Below are 15,330 nucleotides of genomic sequence, written 5' to 3'. Positions count from 1 at the left end.
GCCGCCATCGCGAGCAGGCTCGCTCCCACATTTGACCGCGATCTCCTGTGGGAGCGAGCCTGCTCGCGATGGCGGTAGCAGGCACCCCACAGGACCCGAAGCCATTAGATGTTCTGGCGATCCCCTTTCGGATCGAAGAACACCGAAGAAACGATTTCCGCTTCGATCACGCTGCCATCGGCCAGCGGTGCGAACACGCGCTCGCCGATACGCTTCAACCCGCCTTTCACCACACCCATGGCAAACGAATAGCCGAGAGAGTTGTGCAAGTAGCTGGAAGTCACGTGGCCCACCATGGTCATCGGGATGGTTTGCTTGGTGTTGAACACCAGTTGCGCACCTTCCGGCAGCCATTTGGTCGGATCGATCGGCTTCAGGCCCACCAGCTGTTTGCGCTGGTCACGCACGCAGTCTTCACGGTTCATGCCACGCTGGCCGATCCACGAGAACGGTTTGGTGCGACCGACACACCAGCCCATGTTCAGGTCATCCGGAGTCATCGACCCGTCAGTGTCCTGGCCAACGATGATGAAACCCTTCTCGGCCCGCAGCACGTGCATGGTTTCGGTGCCATACGGGGTCAGGTTGTACTGCTTGCCGGCCTCGACGATTTTTTCCAGCACGCCCATGGCGTAGTCGGCCTGAACGTTGACTTCGTACGACAGCTCACCGGTAAACGAAATCCGGAACACCCGCGCTGGTACGCCGCCGACCAGACCTTCTTTCCAGGTCATGAACGGGAACGCTTCGTTGGTCAGGTCTATGTCGGTGACTGCGCTGAGCAGCTTGCGGCTGTTCGGCCCCGACAGGGTCATGGTTGCCCAGTGATCCGTCACGGAGGTGAAGTACACCTTCAGGTTTGGCCATTCGGTCTGGTGGTAGATTTCCAGCCATTGCAATACGCGTGCAGCGCCGCCAGTGGTGGTGGTCATCACGAAATGGTTGTCAGCGAGACAGGCTGTTACGCCGTCGTCGAACACCATGCCGTCTTCTTTGCACATCAGGCCGTAGCGCGCCTTGCCCACGTCGAGCTTGGTCCAGGCGTTGGTGTAGATGCGGTTGAGGAACTCGCGCGAGTCCGGGCCCTGGATGTCGATTTTGCCCAGGGTCGAGGCGTCCAGCAGGCCGACGCTGTCGCGCACGGCTTTGCATTCGCGTTTCACGGCGGCGTGCAGGTCTTCACCGTTTTTCGGGAAGTACCAAGGGCGCTTCCATTGACCGACGTCTTCAAACTCGGCGCCGTTTTTCACGTGCCAATGATGCAGCGCGGTGTGACGGACAGGCTCAAAGATGTGCCCACAATGACGGCCGGCCACGGCGCCGAATGTTACCGGCGTGTAGTTCGGACGGAACATGGTGGTGCCCATCTGCGGGATGGTCACGTTCAGCGAACGGGCGGCAATGGCCAGACCGTTGACGTTGCCGAGCTTGCCCTGGTCAGTGCCGAAGCCCAGCGCGGTGTAGCGTTTGACGTGCTCGACCGACTCGAAGCCTTCGCGGGTCGCCAGTTCGATGGCGGCAGCGGTGACGTCGTTCTGCAGGTCGACGAATTGCTTCGGCCCGCGCGCGGTGCCTTTTTCGTGAGGCACCTGGAACAGCGCCAATGTCGGTTCTTCCAGACGGCTCAGGGCTTTCGGCAAGGCGCCTTCGACCACGCTGAAACCGGCTTCGCTGGCGGCGCGAGCACCACCTGCAAAACCATCTACCAGGGAATCACCGAGGCCATAGACGCCGTTGATGCCACCCACGCATACGCGTTTCTGCGGTGCTTCGCCCGGTACGAAACCGAGGATGTCTTCACGCCAGGTCGGCTTGCCGCCCAAGTGCGAAGCCAAGTGAACCACCGGGCTGTAACCGCCAGACGTCGCGACGAGGTCGCAATCCAGCCATTCGCCAGGACTGGTAACAGCGTGACCTTTGACATCAATCGCAGCGATGCGCGCCGCGGTCACGCGCTTGGTGCCGCGAGCCTCGATCACGGCACTGCCGGTCAGGATGCGAATGCCTTTGGCGCGTGCTTCTTCCACCAGCGCACCGCGCGGATTGCTGCGGGCATCGGCGATGGCGACGACTTGCAGGCTGGCGTCGAGCCAATCCAGAGCAACGCGATAGGCGTGATCGTTGTTGGTCGACAGCACCAGTTTTTTGCCCGGTGCCACGCCGTAACGGCGCACGTAGGTGGAAACAGCGCCGGCGAGCATGTTGCCCGGCACGTCGTTGTTGCCGTAGACCAGCGGACGCTCGCACGCGCCGGTCGCCAGGACCACACGCTTGGCGCGAACCCGGTGGATGCGCTGACGCACTTGGCCAATCGGGGCGCGGTCGCCGAGGTGATCGGTCAGGCGCTCGTGAATGGTCAGGAAGTTGTGGTCGTGGTAACCGTTGACCGTGGCGCGCGGCAACAGCAGCACGTCCGGGGTGTTTTTCAGCTCGTCGATAACGCTGGCGACCCACTCGCTGGCAGGCTTGCCGTCGAGGCTTTCGCGGGAGTCGAGCAGGCTGCCGCCGAACTCTTCCTGCTCATCGGCGAGGATTACGCGGGCGCCGCTGCGGGCAGCCGCCAGTGCAGCGGCCAGTCCAGCCGGGCCACCGCCGACGATCAGCACGTCGCAGTGCTGGTTCATGTAGTCGTAGGTGTCCGGATCGTTCTCGGTCGGCGAGCGGCCTAAACCTGCAGCCTTACGGATGTATTTCTCGTAAGTCATCCAGAACGATTGCGGGTACATGAAAGTTTTGTAGTAGAAGCCCGGCGGCATCAGCTTGCCGCCGACCTTGCCGAGAATCCCCATCATGTCGTTGTTCACGCTCGGCCAGCCGTTGGTGCTGGTGGCGACCAAACCTTGATAGAGCGCTTGTTGCGTAGCGCGTACGTTCGGGATCTGCGTGGCTTCGGTCGCGCCGATCTGCAGCACAGCGTTCGGCTCTTCGGCGCCAGCGGCGAAGATGCCGCGCGGACGGGAATACTTGAAGCTGCGACCGATGATGTCGACACCGTTGGCCAGCAAGGCTGCGGCCAGGGAGTCGCCTTCAAAGCCTTTATAGGTCTGGCCGTTGAAGGTGAAGCTCAGCACTTTGTTGCGGTCGATCCGTCCGCCGTTGGACAGGCGATTGATCTGGCTCATACCTTCTCTCCCAGAGCCGTGGCGGCCGCTTTCGGGCTATCGGTCTTGTCGGTGAATTGTGGCTTGGTGCCGATCTTGTAAGTTTCGAGAATCTCGTAGGTCACGGTGTCGCGGGTGGCGTTGAAATACTGACGGCAACCGGCGACGTGATCCCACAGCTCGTGGTGCAGACCGCGAGGGTTATCGCGGAAGAACATATAGTCGCCCCACTCCTCGTCGGTGCAGGTAGTCGGATCCAGTGGACGCGGGATGTGCGCCTGGCCGGATGCGTGGAATTCCTCTTCGGAGCGCAGCTCGCCGCAGTGAGGACAGAAGATATGCAACATGGGGATTTCTCCTGTTAGTGGGCAACCGCAGCAGCGCCGTGTTCGTCGATCAACGCACCGTTGTGGAAACGGTCGATGGAGAAAGGTGCAGCCAATGGGTGCATTTCACCCTTGGCCAGACTCGCGGCAAACACGTTGCCCGAGCCAGGTGTTGCCTTGAAGCCACCGGTGCCCCAACCGCAGTTGAAGAACATGTTCGGGACCGGGGTTTTCGAGATGATCGGGCACGCATCCGGCGTGGTGTCGACGATGCCGCCCCACTGACGGTTCATGCGTACGCGGGACAACACCGGGAACATCTCGACGATGGCCTGGATGGTGTGCTCGATCACCGGGTACGAACCACGCTGGCCGTAGCCGTTGTAGCCGTCGATACCGGCGCCGATCACCAGGTCGCCCTTGTCGGACTGGCTGATGTAACCGTGTACGGCGTTGGACATGATCACGCTGTCGATAATCGGCTTGATCGGCTCGGACACCAGCGCTTGCAGCGGGTGGGATTCGATCGGCAGACGGAAACCGGCGAGTTTGGCCATGTGCCCGGAGTTACCGGCGGTCACCACACCGACGCGCTTGGCGCCGATGAAGCCTTTGTTGGTTTCAACGCCGATGCACACGCCGTTTTCCTTGCGGAAACCGATCACTTCGGTCTGTTGAATCAGGTCAACGCCCAAGGCGTCGGCGGCACGGGCAAAGCCCCACGCCACGGCATCGTGACGAGCCACGCCGCCGCGACGCTGGACGGTGGCGCCCATGACCGGGTAGCGCGTGTTCTTGGAGCAGTCGAGGTACGGAATCTCGTCAGCCACTTGTTTGGCATCGAGCAGTTCGCCGTCCACGCCGTTAAGGCGGTTGGCGCTGACCCGACGCTCGGAATCACGAATGTCCTGCAGGGTGTGGCACAGGTTGTAAACGCCACGCTGGGAGAACATCACGTTGTAGTTCAGGTCCTGGGACAGACCTTCCCACAATTTCATCGCGTGTTCGTACAGGTGCGCCGACTCGTCCCACAGGTAGTTGGAGCGAACGATGGTGGTGTTGCGCGCGGTGTTACCGCCGCCCAGCCAGCCTTTCTCGACCACGGCCACGTTGGTGATGCCGTGCTCTTTGGCCAGGTAGTAGGCGGTCGCCAGACCATGCCCGCCACCGCCGACGATGACCACGTCATAGACCTTTTTCGGGGTCGGCGTGCGCCACATCTTCTGCCAGTTTTCGTGATGGCTGAGGGAGTGTTTGAAGAGGCCGAAGCCCGAGTAGCGTTGCATAGTCATTTACTCCAAAACCGCGCTCAGCGATAAACCGGGAAGTCCGCGCACAGTGCCGAAACTTGTTGCGCAACATTGGCCTCGACATCGGCGTCGCCGAGGTTATCGAGGATGTCGCAGATCCAGCCGGCCAGCGTGATGCACTGGGTCACCTTGAAGCCGCGAGTGGTCACCGCCGGGGTGCCGATGCGCAGGCCGGAGGTTACGAACGGCGACTGTGGATCGTTCGGAACAGCGTTCTTGTTCACGGTGATGTGGGCACGACCGAGTGCTGCATCTGCCTCTTTGCCGGTGAGGCCCTGACGGATCAGGCTGACCAGGAACAGGTGGTTGTCGGTACCGCCGGACACTACATCGTAGCCGCGTTTGATAAATACGCCGGCCATGGCCTGGGCGTTGTCGATCACTTGTTGTTGGTAGGCCTTGAAGCCAGGCTCCAGCGCTTCCTTGAAGCACACCGCTTTACCGGCGATGACGTGCATCAGCGGGCCGCCCTGTGCGCCGGGGAATACCGCGGCGTTGAGTTTTTTCTCGATCTCTTCGTTGGACTTGGCCAGGATCAAGCCGCCACGCGGACCGCGCAGGGTCTTGTGGGTGGTGGTGGTGACCACGTCAGCGTACGGCAGCGGATTCGGGTACAGGCCAGCGGCGACCAGGCCGGCAACGTGGGCCATGTCGACGAACAGCAGCGCACCGACCTTGTCAGCAATCTGCCGGAAGCGCGGGAAGTCGAGGGTCTTGGAGTAAGCCGAGAACCCGGCGACGATCATTTTCGGCTTGCACTCGACGGCCAGACGTTCAACTTCGTCGTAGTCGATCAACCCGGTCTTGGTGTCGATGCCGTACTGCACGGCGTTGTAGAGCTTGCCCGAGGACGATACTTTCGCGCCGTGGGTCAGGTGACCGCCGTGAGCCAGGCTCATGCCGAGAATGGTGTCGCCCGGCTGGATCAGGGCCAGGTAAACGGCGCTGTTGGCGGAAGAACCGGAGTGCGGCTGCACGTTGGCGTAGTCGGCGCCGAACAGCTGCTTGGCGCGTTCGATGGCCAGTGTTTCAACTTTATCGACGTGCTCGCAGCCACCGTAGTAACGCTTGCCCGGATAGCCTTCGGCGTATTTGTTGGTCAGGCCGCTGCCTTGCGCTTCCATGACGCGTTTGCTGGTGTAGTTCTCTGACGCGATCAGCTCGATGTGATCTTCCTGGCGTTGCTCCTCGGCATTCATCGCCGCCAGCAGTGCATCGTCGTAACCCTTGATCTGGTCTTGCTTGCTGAACATCGCGTCTCTCCCAGCGGCATCTCTGCGCCATTCGTCTCGGTAAGGCACTGGCGTTTTCGACAGTGCCCTTTGATGCGATGGTATGACCGGCGCAGACAGGTCAAATGCCTACGGACGCCACGCAAAGGTGCGTTTACGACATGGCGGGAAATGGCATGCCGAACATAACCTTCGAACCAGCGAAGATCCCCTGTGGGAGCGAGCCTGCTCGCGATAACGGCCTCACATTCAACATTGATGTTGCCTGAGCTGCCGCCATCGCGAGCAGGCTCGCTCCCACAGGGTCAGGCGATGACCTGACGTATTGCGAGCAGCAGTAGAAAATGCATCGGATAGAGCGCATAAGCCCAGCGACGCATCGGTGGTGGTGGCTTGAAAGACTGGGCGTATCGCAACAAGAGTAGCCCGAGCAATGGCGCAATCAGACAAGCGGCGATGCCGAGGATGGCGGAGTTGCTACCCAGTCGGGCACCGTAATACAACACTTGCCATTGATTAGCCGCCAGGCAAACCAGCCCCGGCAGCAGGCTGAAATACCAGGGCCGCCCGATCACCAGCAACATCGCCAACGGCAACAGCACGCCGAAGAACCCGAACATCAGGCGCTCAGAGAACAGAGCTGCCAGCAGCAAGGCGCCTGCCGCCAACAGTCGCGTTTGCAGGGTTCGTCCCTGCCAGCCACGGGCCACCAGCAATCCCAGCGCCAACGTGGGCAGCACGTTCAAGGTGTCGATATCAGGAATGAACATCCGGTAGGGAATTTCGCTGACGGCGCTAAACAACAGCAACCATCCCAAGTACCGCCACTGGCCGTCGGTCGACACTGCTCGCGTCCGAGCCAGATTGGCGGCCATTGCCAGACAGAACCACGGGAACGCCAATCGTCCCGGCACATACAGCAGATCGACGGAATAGCCGACATATCGCAGGTGATCGATCACCATGCTCAACAGCGCCAGCCACTTAAGCAGATCCAGTGCCCCATCCCTTTGCGTCATGTGCATAATTGCCCGTCGTCTTTGTATTGTTCTGTCAGACGCATCGCGTGTGCTCCCCGGATGATCTTCGGTAAAGTGCGCACCATCATTGACCACGAGTCGCTTCACCATAAGCGCCTCGACCACGGAAAGCAGGGCCATGACCGATAAGAGCCAACAATTCGCCAGCGACAACTATTCCGGTATCTGCCCTGAAGCCTGGGCTGCCATGGAACAGGCCAACCACGGCCACCAGCGCGCTTATGGCGACGATGAATGGACCGCCCGCGCGTCCGACGATTTCCGCAAACTGTTTGAAACCGACTGCGAAGTGTTCTTCGCCTTCAACGGCACTGCGGCCAACTCACTGGCCCTGTCGTCACTGTGCCAGAGTTACCACAGCGTGATCTGCTCGGAAACCGCCCACGTCGAAACCGACGAATGCGGCGCACCGGAATTCTTTTCCAACGGTTCCAAGCTGCTCATCGCCCGCACCGAAAACGGCAAGCTGACCCCGGAATCGATCCGCGAAATCGCCCTCAAGCGTCAGGACATTCACTACCCGAAACCGCGCGTGGTGACCCTGACCCAAGCGACCGAAGTCGGCAGCGTCTACACCCCGGAAGAAATCCGCGCCATCAGCGCCACCTGCAAAGAGCTGGGCCTGAACCTGCACATGGACGGCGCACGCTTCTCCAACGCCTGCGCTTTCCTTGGCTGCTCGCCAGCGGACCTGACCTGGAAGGCCGGCGTCGACGTACTGTGCTTCGGCGGCACGAAAAACGGCATGGCGGTGGGGGAAGCAATTCTGTTCTTCAACCACAAGCTGGCTGAAGACTTCGATTACCGCTGCAAACAGGCCGGGCAACTGGCGTCGAAAATGCGCTTTCTGTCGGCGCCGTGGGTCGGGATTCTGGAAAACGACGCCTGGCTCAAATACGCCAAACACGCCAACCACTGCGCGCAGTTGCTGGCGGAACTGGTGAGCGACATTCCAGGCGTGGAACTGATGTTCCCGGTGCAGGCCAACGGCGTGTTCCTGCAACTGTCGGAACCGGCCATCGCCGCACTGACCGCCAAGGGCTGGCGCTTCTACACCTTCATCGGCAACGGCGGCGCACGCTTCATGTGCTCATGGGACACCGAAGAAGAACGCGTGCGGGAACTGGCGGCGGATATTCGCGAAGTCATGTCCCGCTAACCCCCCGCCGACCCACTGATCGTTCCCACGCGGAGCGTGGGAACGATCAGTGGCGACTGGAGAGTTGGTCTACATTGATTGGCGAGCCGTTCCATCCGCTCAGATAACAATAATCAGGAGCGCACGCATGTCTTTACAAGGCAAAACCCTGTTCATCACCGGCGCCAGTCGCGGGATCGGTCGCGAAATTGCGCTACGCGCCGCACGGGATGGGGCCAACATTGTGATTGCCGCCAAAAGCGCCGATCCCCACGCCAAACTGCCGGGCACGATTTTCAGCGTGGCCAAGGAAGTTGAAGACGCGGGCGGCAAGGCGCTGCCGTTGCAGGTGGATGTTCGCGATGAACTCGCGGTACGCGAGGCGCTGGCCCGGGCCCACGAACATTTCGGCGCCATTGATGCGCTGATCAACAATGCTGGGGCGATCAAGCTGACCGGGGTTCAACACATCGAGCTCAAGCGCTTCGACCTGATGCACCAGATCAACACCCGCGCCGTGCTGCTGTGCAGTCAGGCTGCCCTGCCCTATCTGAAAAAAACCAGTGGTCACATTCTTAACCTGTCGCCACCGTTGAACCTGGCGACGAAATGGTTCGCCCAATACAGCCCCTACACGGTGACCAAATACGGCATGAGCATGCTGACCCTGGGCATGAGTGAGGAATTTGCCGGTTATGGCATCAGCGTTAATTCGCTGTGGCCGCAGACGATGATTGCCACCGCCGCCATCGAATTTCAGCTCGGCTCACGCGAGTCCTTCAAACACGCACGAACGCCGGCGATCATGGCGGATGCCGCCCATGCCATTCTGGACAGCAGCGGTCGCAGCATTACCGGGCGGTTGCTGATTGATGAGGAAATTCTGGGTGAAAACGGGGTGACGGATTTTGAACAGTATCGGTTTGCGCCCGACACCACCGACCCGCTGATGCCGGACCTGTTTGTCGACTGAAGAAAAACAACCGATCAGAAAAGATACAAAACCTGTGGGAGCGAGCCTGCTCGCGCAGGCGTACTGACATTCAACATTGATGTTGACTGATCCGGCGCTTTCGCGAGCAGGCTCGCTCCCACAAGGGATTGGCGTTGCTTAAAACTCGATGCGCACGTCACCCTTCGGCACGCTGCAGCACGAAAGAATGAACCCTTCCGCTTCGTCTTCCTCGGTGATCCCGCCGTTGTGCTCCATTTCCACCTCGCCGCCCAGCTTCATCACCTTGCACGTCCCGCAAATCCCCATCCCGCAAGCCTTCGGAATCAACAGACCCAACTTGGCAGCGGCGGCGTGAACGGTTTCCCCCGGCGCCACACGAATGCTCTTGCCGGACGCAGTGAACTCCACCTGGTGCAGGTCCGCGACGTCGATATCCGGTGCGTCTGCGGCGATTTCGGCTTGTTCCACCGCATCGGCGCGGGCTTCCGGTGGCGTAGCACCGAAAGATTCCTCGTGATAACGCGACATGTCGAAGCCGACCGCTTCGAGCATGTGCTTGATTGCGTTCATGTACGGCGTCGGGCCACAGCAGAAGACTTCCCGCTCAAGAAAGTCAGGCGCCATCAGTTCGAGCATCTTGTGATTCAGGTAACCGCGATAACCGGCCCACGGCTCGCCCAGACCGTGCTTTTCGCAGATCAGGTGCAGGCTGAAGTTATCGATCCGCGACGCCATGTGTTCCAGTTCGCGGTGGTAAATGATGTCTTTGGGCGAGCGGGCGCTGTGGATAAACACCATGTCGACATTGCCGTTGGTGTCATAGAACCAGCGCGCCATCGACATGACCGGCGTGATGCCGACGCCACCGCTGAGGTACAGCACCTTCGGCGCGGTGAAGTCCATGGCGTTGAACAGCCCGACCGGCCCGTGCACCGCCAGCTCCTGGCCTTCGTGCAGGGTGTCGTGCAGCCAGTTCGACACCTTGCCGCCCGGCACGCGCTTGATGGTCACCGAAAAGCTGTACGGCACCGACGGCGAGCTGGAAATGGTGTACGAGCGCATGATCGGCACGCCTTCGATTTCCAGCTCCAGGGTGACAAACTGCCCCGGCTTGAAAAAGAACAGGATCGGCTGGTCAGCCATAAAGCAGAAGGTGCGCACATCCCAGGTTTCCTGGATGACTTTGACGCAACGGACGATGTGTCGACCATTGGCCCAGGTCTGGGTGGTTACCGGATTCAGGAAGCTGTTGGACATGCTGTTCTCCACCGCCGATGGTCGGCCTTATGTTGGCGATTCTGCGTAACGAGCGAACCACCCATTTACCTATCTGCGACATTCACATACTTATCGCGACCAGCCCCCAATTACCGGGGGTTGCGCGTCGGGAACAGATTGGGCCATGTCGCCCATGGATAAGGTTCCGGACAACGCCGGCCCCACACTCGCTCCATACCAAGACACAATCTTTACACCCTTGCGTAGCAAACCTGATTAGCCACTTTCGCCGGCCACACAGAATGGCCATGAGGATCAAATCGATGGACGTCACCGCAAAAATCAGCCTGGGCGATCCGCTGGAACCCGCACGCAAGGCCACCGCGCAGATGCTGCAAGAGCGCGAGCGCACTTTCTCGCTGCCGCAGCCGTTTTACTCTGACGAGCGGCTGTTTGATATCGACATGCAGGAAATCTTCCAGAAAGAGTGGTTGATCGCCGGCATGACCTGCGAGATCCCGACCAAGGGCAACTACCTGACCCTGCAAGTCGGCAAGAACCCGATCATCGTGATTCGCGGCGCCGAAGGCGTGGTGCATGCGTTCCATAACGTCTGCCGCCACCGTGGTTCGCGGCTGTGCACCAGCGAAAAAGGCAAGGTCGCCAAGCTGGTCTGCCATTACCACCAGTGGACGTATGAGCTGGACGGTCGTCTGTTGTTCGCCGGCACCGAAATGGGCGCCGACTTCGACATGAAGCAGTACGGCCTCAAACCGGTGAACGTGAAGACCGCTGGCGGCTATATCTTCATCAGCCTGTCGGAGAATCCGCCGGCCATTGATGACTTTCTGTCGACGCTGAACCATTACATGGAACCGTACGACATGGAGAACACCAAGGTGGCGATTCAGACCACCTTGTTTGAAAAAGCCAACTGGAAACTGGTGCTGGAAAACAACCGCGAGTGCTACCACTGCAACGCGTCGCACCCGGAACTGCTGAAAACCCTGCTGGAATGGGATGACATCACCGACCCACGCGCCGACCAGGCCTTCAAGGACCACGTCGCGGCCTCCGCCGCTGCCTGGGAAGCCGAGAAAATCCCTTACGCCCACGCAAGCTTCGGTTTGCGTAACCGCATCGTGCGCATGCCGCTGCTCAAAGGCACCGTGTCGATGACCCTGGACGGCAAACAAGGCTGCGCCAAACTCATGGGCCGGATCAAAAACCCGGATCTGGGCTCGATGCGCATCCTGCACCTGCCGCACTCCTGGAACCACTGCATGGGCGACCACATCATCGTGTTCACGGTGTGGCCGATCAGCGCGCAGGAAACCATGGTCACCACCAAATGGGTGGTCCACAAGGACGCGGTGGAAGGCGTGGACTACGACGTGGAGCGCATGCGCCAGGTCTGGGATGCGACCAACAACCAGGATCGTCGCCTGGCCGAAGAGAACCAGCGCGGCATCAACTCCACGGCTTACCAGCCTGGGCCTTACTCCAAGACCTATGAGTTTGGCGTGGTGAACTTTGTGGATTGGTACAGCGAGCGGTTGCTGAACAACCTGGGGGCAGAGCCTGCGCCTTACCTCAAGGGCGTGCCGGTTCAGGGCTAACGTCAAAAGCTTCGCGAGCAGGCTCGCTCCCACACTGGATCTATGTGCACTGATGATCCCTTGTGGGAGCGAGCCTGCTCGCGATGACGGCCTACCCGTCACCACAAATCAATGGGCTGACGAAGACCACCGCACCGACCCATCCTCCCCAATAAACGTCTCTTCGATGTTTTCCCCCACCAGCCGCACCTTCACATAACCGTTCAACACCCGATCCGGGTACGCCTCATCCCGCGCATTTTGCGTTTCCGACCACAGCACCCGCGTATGCCCGTCCAACTCGCTGGCATTGCCATACGGAATCGCCCCGTGCCCGGCGCAGCGTGCATGCAAACCGCCCTGAGCCGCGTAGCAGATGCCGTTGTGCAAATGCCCCCAATACCAGTAATCCGGCTCCCGCCCCAAGGCGTCACACACCGTTTGATACAGCGCGGTCTTGTTGTGCCCGGAGATATCAAAACCCTGGTGGTGGCTGAGCACCATGATCTTCTTGCGCTGGGGCAGGTCTTTCATCCAGGCGATCTGCTCCTTGTTCAGCGTGCCGTCCATGTACAGGTTGATCGCATCGGAGGCGTACGCGCTGTCGAGCCCGACCACCAGCCAGTCGTCGTTGTACAACGCGAAGTAACTGGTGCCCTGCTGCGCCGGAAAACGTTCGGCCAATTCCTTGAAGTAGCCGTGGGCGCCGCTGTACATCTCGTGGTTGGAATTGAGGGTAAACGAGCCGTGCTTGCCCATGGGCCAGCCGACCATGTCGACGTCTTCCTGGGAGTGGGTGCCGGCGTAATACACATCCCCCAGGTGAACGGTGAAATCAGCCTGGGCCAGTTGCATCTGATTGGCCACCGCTACCGCCGGGGCGTGGCTGTCGAACGGTCCGGTGCCCCAGTCGCCAGCAATCGCCAGGGTCACGTCGCTGTCCATTTTCATCAGCGCCGGGTTGGTGGCGAACGGTGCGTGATGGCGCAGGTTCTCGATCCACTTCAGCAGCGCCTCGCTCCACAGCAAATCCAGCAGCTCCCATTTACGACAACCGAGCAGGCTGCCGTCCTTGAGCACCCGGGTTTGCAATTCGTCTACCGATTGCGGCAAGGGAGCGGCGTTGCCGATGTGCAGGATCGACAAACCGTGGGACAACTCCCACGGCACGCTCGGCTGATCGTCGGGCAAGTCGCCGTTTTTGAGCACGTATTGCGCCTGATCGTGACCCCGTTGCAGCAGCGCGACGATCGCCTCGAACTCCTCGGGCTCGAGATCGCTGATGAGCTTTTTCCAGGACATCTCCAGCCGCGTGAACAGCCCGTGCAGGCGCAGCTTGACCTTGTCGTATTCATGCTCCCAATGAGTGACGAGTGACATGTCGGTATTCCTCCATCCGTAGTGGGATTACAGGGTTTTCATGAACTCGATGAGCGCCCGCTTATCGAGTTCCGACAGCTGCGTGCCGTACAGGTGGCCACCGTTGTGGTTGCCCTCCAGGCGCGTGTCGTATTCAAAGTCCGCCGAGGCTTTCATTTGCTCACCACTGGTGACGAAGCCGACCTTGACCTGGTCGTACACATCGGAGCCGGTGAAGAACACCTGCGGCCGCTGTTCCGGTGGTTGCAGCAAATCCCACAGGGTCGGCACCGAACCGTTGTGCAAGTACGGCGCACGCAACCAGACGCCGTCGGTCGGCGTGTTGCTGTAGCTCTGGGTCTTGCGGTAGGCGCCAAAATCGAACGGCGATGTCTTGAAGCCGTGAAAGGCCGTCACTAAACCTGTGGTGAACGAGTTCAGCCGATGGGGATCGGTGCCCAGTTCATCAATGTTGGTGGTGACCTGACCGGTGTCGGCGCGACCGAAATCATGGCAACCGGCGCAGTTGGTTTCCCAGACCGGTTTGCCCTGGGCAGCCTTGGCCTGATCCAGCGCGAACGGCCAGGCCGGTGATTTGTGGCCCAGCAGCCAGTTGGTCACCCGGTTGAAACTGGCTGGCAACACTGATTCCTGCGTCGCGCCCACGGCCATGGCCGCCGCGTAGTTGCGCTCATGGATGTCGTTGTTGTTGCCGTCCCAGTGCAGGTACAGCGACTCCCGGGGTTTCTGGTTCCAGACTTGCGGCAAGTCGACGGTGCCGATGGTCGAGTCATCCGGGAAGCCGAACACCACCATTTTTGTCGGGTTGAAGGTGTCGGTCCGCCCCGGCCCTTGCGGCGCGCGCAGTTGCTGCCAGGCATAGGCCTGTTTCTGCTTGATCAGCGCGCTCGTGGCCATCGGGATGATCAGGTAGCGGTTGTACAGGCGTTCGAAGAACCCGAGCTGGAACTTGCTGTTGATCGCGGTCATCACCGCGTCGGTGGTGAATTTCGGGTCGCTGGCGCAATCGTAGGCGAACCACTGGAAGGCCTGCAGTTGCAGGGTATTGGCCGGCGCAGTGGCCACCGGGATCGCGACATCGCTGGTATTGGCCCGATAGGAGCCGGTGTGGCACAGGGCGCAGTTGGGCTCCACGGTCGGGTAGCCGATCTGCCGCTTGGCCATGCCGATGGGCAGGTCATTGCCATTCTCGTAGAGGAAACCGAAGACTTCGTAGCCGCCGGGTTTTGGCATTTTCTCCGGGCACATCTGCGGCAACACGGCAAACAGGTAATAGGGAATCCGCGCTTCGATACCCAGGCCAATGGCGGCGTATTTGTAGTGATCTTCGTCGGAGGCGTATTGCTCTGCCGGCACCACCCGCAGCATCTGGTACCAGGTCTGGTAACCGATGAATCCCAGCGCCAGCACCACGACCAGCGTGGCGACCTTGAAGCTGTGCCGCTGCCAGCGTCGCGCCCAACCTGCGCGCCATTCCCGCCCGCCGTCGCGAAGCAACGCCAGCGGTCGATTGGCCGGAGCGCTGCCCAGGTACAGCAGGATCCCGAGGATCAGGAACATGCTCAGATCGCCCATCAGCATCGGCACGAACACCTGAGCCTGATTGCTGGTGTTGATCAGGTAGATCCAGAACGCTACGGCGACCAATCGCGACAACACGCACAGCCACGAATGCACAACGTATCGTGGTGCGTTGAAGCCTGACGGCATGTAGAACAGGCTGATCCCCACCAGCAGCATGCCGGCGTTTTCCAGCCACGGGTCGGAGAGTTGCGGTGGCATCCCGAGCAACGAGGTCAGCAGCGCCGGAGCGAAAAGCGCCGGGATTGCGAAGACCATGTTCATCACGATGCCTAGCCAGATGAAGCGTTGAAACCAGCGGATGTAACTGTCCATATCATCCTTTTCCTTCTAATCCTGAACACCGTCCACTGTGGGAGCGAGCCTGCTCGCGATAGCGGTGTGTCAGGCGACATCAATGTTGACTGTGCCGCCGCTATCGCGAGCAGGCTCGCTCCCACAGGTTGTGTGA

General features: G+C 60.4%; 11 protein-coding genes. 3 read left to right on the top strand and 8 right to left on the bottom strand.

Annotation, left to right across the window (positions count from 1 at the left end; genetic code table 11):
- Positions 1–104: 104 nt before the first annotated feature.
- The 5 genes from FQ185_RS04685 to FQ185_RS04665 all read right to left on the bottom strand — a co-directional run bounded on the left by FQ185_RS04685 (position 105) and on the right by FQ185_RS04665 (position 6,994).
- Positions 105–3,122 (bottom strand): sarcosine oxidase subunit alpha, encoded by a 3,018-nt coding sequence (locus tag FQ185_RS04685; RefSeq protein ID WP_149416476.1) that lies wholly within the window; start codon positions 3,120–3,122, stop codon positions 105–107.
- On the bottom strand, positions 3,119–3,448 hold the full coding sequence (locus FQ185_RS04680; protein WP_059407449.1) for a sarcosine oxidase subunit delta: 330 nt from the start codon (positions 3,446–3,448) through the stop codon (positions 3,119–3,121). Before FQ185_RS04680 ends, FQ185_RS04685 begins: the two co-directional genes overlap by 4 nt.
- Positions 3,449–3,462: 14 nt before the next feature.
- The gene (locus FQ185_RS04675; RefSeq protein ID WP_007947735.1) at positions 3,463–4,713 is read right to left on the bottom strand and encodes a sarcosine oxidase subunit beta; all 1,251 of its coding nucleotides are present in this window, start codon (positions 4,711–4,713) and stop codon (positions 3,463–3,465) included.
- A gap of 23 nt (positions 4,714–4,736) precedes the next feature.
- Positions 4,737–5,990, bottom strand: a complete 1,254-nt coding sequence (glyA, locus tag FQ185_RS04670; RefSeq protein WP_149416475.1) for a serine hydroxymethyltransferase — start codon at positions 5,988–5,990, stop codon at positions 4,737–4,739.
- 284 nt (positions 5,991–6,274) lie between these two features.
- Positions 6,275–6,994, bottom strand: coding sequence for a TraX family protein (locus tag FQ185_RS04665; protein ID WP_149416474.1), 720 nt, complete (start codon positions 6,992–6,994; stop codon positions 6,275–6,277).
- Positions 6,995–7,127: 133 nt separating this feature from the next.
- On the opposite strand from FQ185_RS04665, the gene FQ185_RS04660 reads away from it, so the two are divergent.
- Positions 7,128–8,168: a low specificity L-threonine aldolase gene (locus FQ185_RS04660; protein ID WP_149416473.1), complete on the top strand. Its 1,041-nt coding sequence runs from the start codon at positions 7,128–7,130 to the stop codon at positions 8,166–8,168.
- Between the two features lie 127 nt (positions 8,169–8,295).
- Positions 8,296–9,120 (top strand): NAD(P)-dependent oxidoreductase, encoded by an 825-nt coding sequence (locus FQ185_RS04655; RefSeq protein WP_149416472.1) that lies wholly within the window; start codon positions 8,296–8,298, stop codon positions 9,118–9,120.
- 138 nt (positions 9,121–9,258) lie between these two features.
- On the opposite strand, the gene gbcB is transcribed toward FQ185_RS04655, so the two are convergent.
- Positions 9,259–10,359: a glycine-betaine demethylase subunit GbcB gene (gbcB, locus tag FQ185_RS04650; RefSeq protein WP_149416471.1), complete on the bottom strand. Its 1,101-nt coding sequence runs from the start codon at positions 10,357–10,359 to the stop codon at positions 9,259–9,261.
- A gap of 284 nt (positions 10,360–10,643) precedes the next feature.
- Here gbcB and gbcA point away from each other — a divergent pair, with 284 nt between their 5' ends.
- On the top strand, positions 10,644–11,939 hold the full coding sequence (gene gbcA, locus FQ185_RS04645; protein WP_149416470.1) for a glycine-betaine demethylase subunit GbcA: 1,296 nt from the start codon (positions 10,644–10,646) through the stop codon (positions 11,937–11,939).
- Positions 11,940–12,047: 108 nt separating this feature from the next.
- On the opposite strand, the gene FQ185_RS04640 is transcribed toward gbcA, so the two are convergent.
- Both FQ185_RS04640 and FQ185_RS04635 read right to left on the bottom strand, forming a co-directional pair.
- Entirely contained in the window at positions 12,048–13,298 is a 1,251-nt protein-coding gene (locus tag FQ185_RS04640; RefSeq protein WP_149416469.1) for a metallophosphoesterase, read from the bottom strand.
- A gap of 27 nt (positions 13,299–13,325) precedes the next feature.
- Positions 13,326–15,194 carry a hypothetical protein gene (locus FQ185_RS04635; RefSeq protein ID WP_149416468.1) on the bottom strand — a complete coding sequence of 623 codons (1,869 nt, stop codon included), beginning with the start codon at positions 15,192–15,194 and terminating at the stop codon, positions 13,326–13,328.
- Between the last annotated feature and the right edge of the window lie 136 nt (positions 15,195–15,330).

Source organism: Pseudomonas sp. ANT_H12B (genome assembly GCF_008369325.1).
In the GTDB taxonomy this organism is placed as follows: domain Bacteria; phylum Pseudomonadota; class Gammaproteobacteria; order Pseudomonadales; family Pseudomonadaceae; genus Aquipseudomonas.
The sequence above is the reverse complement of the archived record's forward strand: the minus strand, read 5'-3'. Positions and strand labels throughout refer to the sequence as shown.